This is a genomic window from Mucilaginibacter sp. P4_G9 (assembly GCF_056400985.1).
Genome location: NZ_JBFUKF010000328.1, coordinates 1 through 5,615 on the forward strand (window position 1 = coordinate 1; position 5,615 = coordinate 5,615).

Genomic DNA, 5,615 nt, shown 5'->3' on the forward strand with positions numbered 1-5,615 from the left:
GGAAGATCTTTGGAAGATCTTTATTTCGTTGGCCATTTTAAAATCGTCCTCTAACAGCAGAATTTTATACATAAGGGTATTAAATGGATGCACCAATAAAATCAACCATAAAGAAAAACCCAATATACAGATAAAGCCCCGGTTGATTAGTCCGGAGCTTTATTTGTTTCTGTTATTTCCCTAAAATAATAGACCCAAAACAAGATATATATCGAATATAGCTTATCCTAATTCCAGCTTCATCTTTTCTTCCGAAGATGAAGGCGCTTTGCCTGTTTCCTCGGCGTGATCAAATGACGTGTTCATGCTGATGATGAGGAAGTAGGCCATGCTAAATACCAGCGAAAGCAATACGCTGACTAAAATGGCAACCTTGGCAATATCCTGGAAAGCTTCGGCCTTAAACGCCAGCATGGTGGTAAATATAGACATGGTGAAACCAATACCCGCTAAGGTGCCCATGCCAAACACCTGCTTCCATTGTACGTTACGCGGCAAACTGGCAATTTTAAGCGCTACCAGCACCCTGCTAAACAGAAAGATACCTATCGGTTTGCCTATCACCAGGCCAAAGATGATTCCTAAACCAACGGTGGTGCCTAATGCACCAATTACATGATCGGGCAACAGTATGGCCGTGTTTGCCAGCGCGAACAGGGGTATAATTAAAAAGTTAACCCAGCGGTGAATGTTTTTTTCAATTTTAGGCAGCTCATGCACAGGGGTAGCAAAAGCCACCAAAACACCTACGATACTGGATTCGATACCCGAATTAAAGAAGGCATACCAAAGACACAAAGCCAGCAGGATTTGTACAGGGCCAAATTTGATCTTGAAATAATTACAGGCAAATAAAGCCGCGTAAAGCACCGCGCCGATACCCAGGAAAAGCCAGTGGATTTGACCGCCGTAAAACAGGGCGATAACTACTATTGCCCCCAGGTCATCAATAATGGCCAGCGCCATCAGCAATATTTTTAACCCTACCGGTATCCGTTTACCCAGCAAAGAAGCAATGCCAACAGAAAAAGCAATGTCGGTTGCAGTTGGTATGCCCCAGCCATGCAAGTAACTGGTATGCAGGTTAAAGGCAACAAATATAAGCGCGGGTACCATCATGCCGCCAAGTGCCGCGCCAAAGGGTAATACCGCCTTTTTAAATGACGATAGTTCGCCGTTTACCAGTTCGCGTTTAATTTCCATGCCGGCCATTAAAAAGAAAAAAGCCATCAGGAAATTATTAATCCAGCTTAAAAAGTTTTCGGGCAGGGGTATTGCGGTGTGCATGGTAAACTCACCGCTCCAGAATTGCTTATAACCATGCCCGAAGGATGAATTTGCCAAACCCATCGAGATCAATGTGCAGGCTATCAGCATCAGCCCCGTAAAACGGCTGTCGTTGATGAGCATCCTTAGCGGGTTAATCGCTTTTAACAGTATCCTTTTCATATCCTTTCCCTTTCATTAACAGAAAATTACCTGCCCCTTGCGGACAGGTAATTTCAACTTTCAAACTAATTAATCGACGTAGCCCAAAACGCCCATTTCTGGTACGTCCAATCCGGCAACTTCGTCTTCCGCTTTAACCCTTATCGGGGTTATTTTATTTGATATTTTAAAGAAGATGTACATCACAACAAAGGTGTAAACTATGCAGGTTAAAGTACCAATAACCTGCGCACCAAACTGGCTGGCATCCCCATAAAACAAACCTTTAACAGGGCCGGCAACGCCGTTCCAGCCATCACCATATGATCCATCGGCAAATAAACCTAATGACAATACGCCCCACGCACCATTGGCACCATGTACCGCAAATGCACCCACCGGATCGTCTATTTTAAATACGTTATCCATCAGGTGGATAGTTAAAACTACCAGGCCACCTGCTACTGCGCCGATGATAACCGATGAAATTGAGTTTACGAATGCGCAGGGAGCGGTAATGGCCACCAAACCGGCCAGCAAGCCATTGGCAAGCATACCCGGATCTGGTTTCTTCTTTTGCATGTACAGGATAACAAGTGCAGACAATGTACCGGCTGTACCGGCCATCATGGTGTTAACAGCAACGATGCTTATCCGGAAATCGCCCCCGGCCAGGGTTGAACCCGGGTTGAAACCAAACCAGCCTAATGCCAGGATGAATGTACCGGCCAGCGCCATTGGAATATTGTGGCCCGGAATTGTGTTGGCAGTGCCATCGGCATTAAATTTGCCAATACGCGGCCCTATAATAATAGCACCTGCAAGGGCCGCCATACCACCCACAAGATGTACAACAGATGAACCTGCAAAATCAACCATACCATGACCTAAACCAAAGTTGGCGCCCAGTTGCGACAACCATCCGCCGCCCCAAACCCAGTTACCGTAAATTGGGTAAACAAACATCGAGATGAATAAACCGAAGATAAGGAATGATTTGAACGACCACCTTTCGGCCATTGAACCGGTTGGGATGGTGGCGGTAGTATCCATAAACACCATTTGGAACAGGAACAGTGTAAATACCCCCACATCATAAACCTTACTGTTAAGGAAGAAACCAACCGAACCTATAAGGCCAAACGTATGGCCAAATAATGTTACGGTGTACTCGTGTGGTACAACACCGGGCGCGCCGCCTAAAGTAGCAGCATTTAAAGCGCCGCCAAACATAAAGGCAAATCCGCACACCCAAAAGCCAAACATACCCAATGCGTAAACCAAAAAGTTCATACCCATGGTATGGGCTACGTTTTTCTTTTGGGTAAAACCGGTTTCAACCATGGCAAAACCAGCCTGCATAAACATTACCAGGAAACCGCAAATAAGCGTCCACATGATGTTAATGGCAATTTTATTATGCCCAACCTGGTCACCTAATTCAGCAGGAGTTGGTGAACCGGGTTTTGCAGCTGTAACATCGGTAATGGTGCCGGTTTTTGCACCGGTAGCATCCTGCGCAAAGGAGCGCAATGGCTCAAACAAAACAAAAGCGATGATTAAACACATACCTAACACCAGGTATGCCGGGATTTTTTTTTGTAGAAGTTTAATTTTCATTGTTAAAGGGTTAGTTGGGTTTAATTATTTATGTATTTTAAGCTTTTTTTAATTTTCGCCCGATGTTTTTAATGATTTTTTTCAAATAATCATCCTAATCATACTGTCTAAGCTAAAATTACAAAATCAGCGCCCATAAAATTAAAAACCAACCTTAGAAAAACCTTAGAATTTAACTTTAACCCAATTCTTAGCCTATAATATAGATAAATTTATAACATGACCGCAATTAATTGATGAATAATTAGAATTTAATTTCATTTTTTTTGTGCAGTAGTTAAAAAAGTAATTTTTTATATTAAATAATCCCGCTTTTAAATCAATTACTGTTAAAAAGACATGATTTTATGATTTATTTCTATCAAAACAGATCTATTGCAAAACAAAACAGCTAATGATGATAAGTTTCCTTAAAATAGTACTGTTCCTGGTCATTATTATCCTGCCATTTCGCGGCCCGCGCAAAAGAAAAGAACAACATACCGGCACAACGCCAAACCAGGCTTTTTCGGAGTATGTGGTTACCGAAGATGGAAACCTGGATTTTGTAAAAAATGAAAAGGATGCGAAAGGTACATGAAAGTCCTTTATCCAAAAGTCTGTCTCGTCCTAAAAAAATTCCCATATCACAAGTCAGCCACCCACATCCAAACACACAAGACCTTGAGGCTAAAATGATCACCAACTGTTATAGCTATGAGTTGATGTAATCCAACCGGGTATCCCCCTGATTAGCTACATTTTAAATATTACTTTCCAATTGGTTTTATTTAGATCGTTCTCCGAATATTTGAGAAGTTTAAGGTATTTACCCTGATGAACTAAGTCATTGATGGAAAAGCGATGGTTATATTTCGTTAGTGTATCCGTTGAAAAAATATACAAAAATAGTTTTTTAGTTTTCCCTTCTTCAATATAATCATGCCATGCTTCCCTCCCACCTAAGATAGTTATATCAAGTGATGAACCTGGTTTTACAATCTTATCATCTCTTATAAAGTAGGCAATATTGTTTTCTCTTAAATTCTTTTCAACATGGTTTGAATACAGTAATGATATCGTGATTTTCGATTTATTCGTTATTGAAAGGTCATGGTTAACTATAACGTCATAACATCCATAGAAAATGCAGCAGATTGCTACGACAATTGAAAATTTTAAAATTGGTCTTTTTATCATATTGTTATAAATCAATGAAATCCAGAGGCAAATTATTGTCGCTTACAAAAAAGCCAGGCACAGTTATAGTATTTCGTATAAAGCTACAATCATTCCATTAACATCAATCATCCTTATTAATTATCAAACCTTGGCTGGTGCACGATATTTTTATCACAGGAATTAGTTATTTTTCTACTGGTTCCTACGCTGGTTATGATTATGCTTACTGGAATCAGCAACCGGTGGGTATAACTATAGAAGCACATCGTTTTTCACTTATTTATTCATTGTAAACGGCGCCAAATAACATGATTATCAAATAAATTTCTAAATTGTATCATATGAAGTATAGGTTAATCTTAATGCCATTATTTTTTATAGCTCGTAATTCTTGCCTGGGTCAAACTCCGGGTGCTTTTCAGGGTAAGGTAAATAAAATTAGGTTTTTGTATATCGTAGTTTATGATAATAAATCTCCGTTAGCAACGATCAACGCCCGTATCAGTCCTTCCGAAAGAGATACTTCTTATGGATTGCCTGCTATAAACAATAAGGAGCTTTGTCGGCTGCTTCAAGTGCAAAGAGCTATTTTTATCAAGGTAAAGCCAAATGTAAAGCTATTTACCTTGAATGAGATTTTTGATTTTTATAAGGTTCATGCAGTTTACAGGAAATGGCCAGTAAAAATCAACGATGAGTCTATTGACAACCCGGAAACGATTTTGATTTCTAAAAATGCCATCGATAACGTAAAAATAATCAAAAGACCAGGAGACAACTTTGTCAATATCATTGAAAAAGATTATTATAAAAATAAGAAAGATTTTGACGATGCGAAAAAAAGAGGCGAACTGTTTATTCAATGATTAAATAGCTAGGCTTTTCGTTGTCGCAGGCGCTGATAGGTAAACAATATGCTAAGTAATGAATTGAAAAGCCTGGAAATGAACGTTCATCCGGGCTTTTCTTGCAATCTGGTGCTGTTTGGCATTTATTTTAACGGAATGGTTGTAACTTTATGCAGCTAAACCACATTAATGAGCAGGAAATATAAATTTACATTACGGTAAACGATCAGGACATGCGTGCGCCAGTCAAGGGGACTGATTGGTATTGACTTTTTGTAAACGAAAAACATTACGATAAACGACCAGGACACATGCGGCACGTGGCTGTTGCACAACTCGTCAACTATTTCGCAATAATTTATGTTAAGATATTGATTTTTAGTATCTTAACGTCATGCAAGGAAAGAAGCACTATCAAGAGAAACTCTTTACCAATTTCCAATTGTCCGACCGTGTTCCGGCAGACAATATATACCGAAAGCTGAAAGAAACACTAGATCTTCAGTTTTTATATGCGTCTACCGCTAAGTATTACGGGAAAGACGGACAAAAAAGTAT

General features: G+C 39.9%; 6 protein-coding genes. 3 read left to right on the forward strand and 3 right to left on the reverse strand.

Annotated elements, in window-relative coordinates; translation table 11 throughout:
• A partial coding sequence (locus AC1DPZ_RS20850; protein WP_477407023.1) for a hypothetical protein occupies positions 1-184 on the forward strand: 184 nt, incomplete at its 5' end.
• Between the two features lie 38 nt (positions 185-222).
• Here the strand turns inward: AC1DPZ_RS20850 and nhaA are convergent.
• Both nhaA and AC1DPZ_RS20860 read right to left on the reverse strand, forming a co-directional pair.
• Entirely contained in the window at positions 223-1,449 is a 1,227-nt protein-coding gene (gene nhaA / locus AC1DPZ_RS20855; protein WP_477407025.1) for a Na+/H+ antiporter NhaA, read from the reverse strand.
• A gap of 69 nt (positions 1,450-1,518) precedes the next feature.
• Positions 1,519-3,048, reverse strand: coding sequence for an ammonium transporter (locus AC1DPZ_RS20860; RefSeq protein ID WP_477407027.1), 1,530 nt, complete (start codon positions 3,046-3,048; stop codon positions 1,519-1,521).
• 394 nt (positions 3,049-3,442) lie between these two features.
• On the opposite strand from AC1DPZ_RS20860, the gene AC1DPZ_RS20865 reads away from it, so the two are divergent.
• Positions 3,443-3,628, forward strand: a complete 186-nt coding sequence (locus AC1DPZ_RS20865) for a hypothetical protein (RefSeq protein ID WP_477407029.1) — start codon at positions 3,443-3,445, stop codon at positions 3,626-3,628.
• Between the two features lie 155 nt (positions 3,629-3,783).
• Here the strand turns inward: AC1DPZ_RS20865 and AC1DPZ_RS20870 are convergent, their stop codons facing one another.
• Positions 3,784-4,227, reverse strand: coding sequence for a hypothetical protein (locus AC1DPZ_RS20870; RefSeq protein ID WP_477407031.1), 444 nt, complete (start codon positions 4,225-4,227; stop codon positions 3,784-3,786).
• Between the two features lie 344 nt (positions 4,228-4,571).
• Here AC1DPZ_RS20870 and AC1DPZ_RS20875 point away from each other — a divergent pair, with 344 nt between their 5' ends.
• Positions 4,572-5,075 carry a hypothetical protein gene (locus AC1DPZ_RS20875; protein ID WP_477407033.1) on the forward strand — a complete coding sequence of 168 codons (504 nt, stop codon included), beginning with the start codon at positions 4,572-4,574 and terminating at the stop codon, positions 5,073-5,075.
• Positions 5,076-5,615 lie beyond the last annotated feature (540 nt).

Bases quoted from the DNA above. Each gene is read 5' to 3' on its own strand.
- AC1DPZ_RS20870 (WP_477407031.1), bottom strand. From the start codon at position 4,227: ATGATAAAAAGACCAATTTTAAAATTTTCAATTGTCGTAGCAATCTGC.
- nhaA (WP_477407025.1), bottom strand. From the start codon at position 1,449: ATGAAAAGGATACTGTTAAAAGCGATTAACCCGCTAAGGATGCTCATC.
- AC1DPZ_RS20860 (WP_477407027.1), bottom strand. From the start codon at position 3,048: ATGAAAATTAAACTTCTACAAAAAAAAATCCCGGCATACCTGGTGTTA.
- AC1DPZ_RS20865 (WP_477407029.1), top strand. From the start codon at position 3,443: ATGATGATAAGTTTCCTTAAAATAGTACTGTTCCTGGTCATTATTATC.
- AC1DPZ_RS20875 (WP_477407033.1), top strand. From the start codon at position 4,572: ATGCCATTATTTTTTATAGCTCGTAATTCTTGCCTGGGTCAAACTCCG.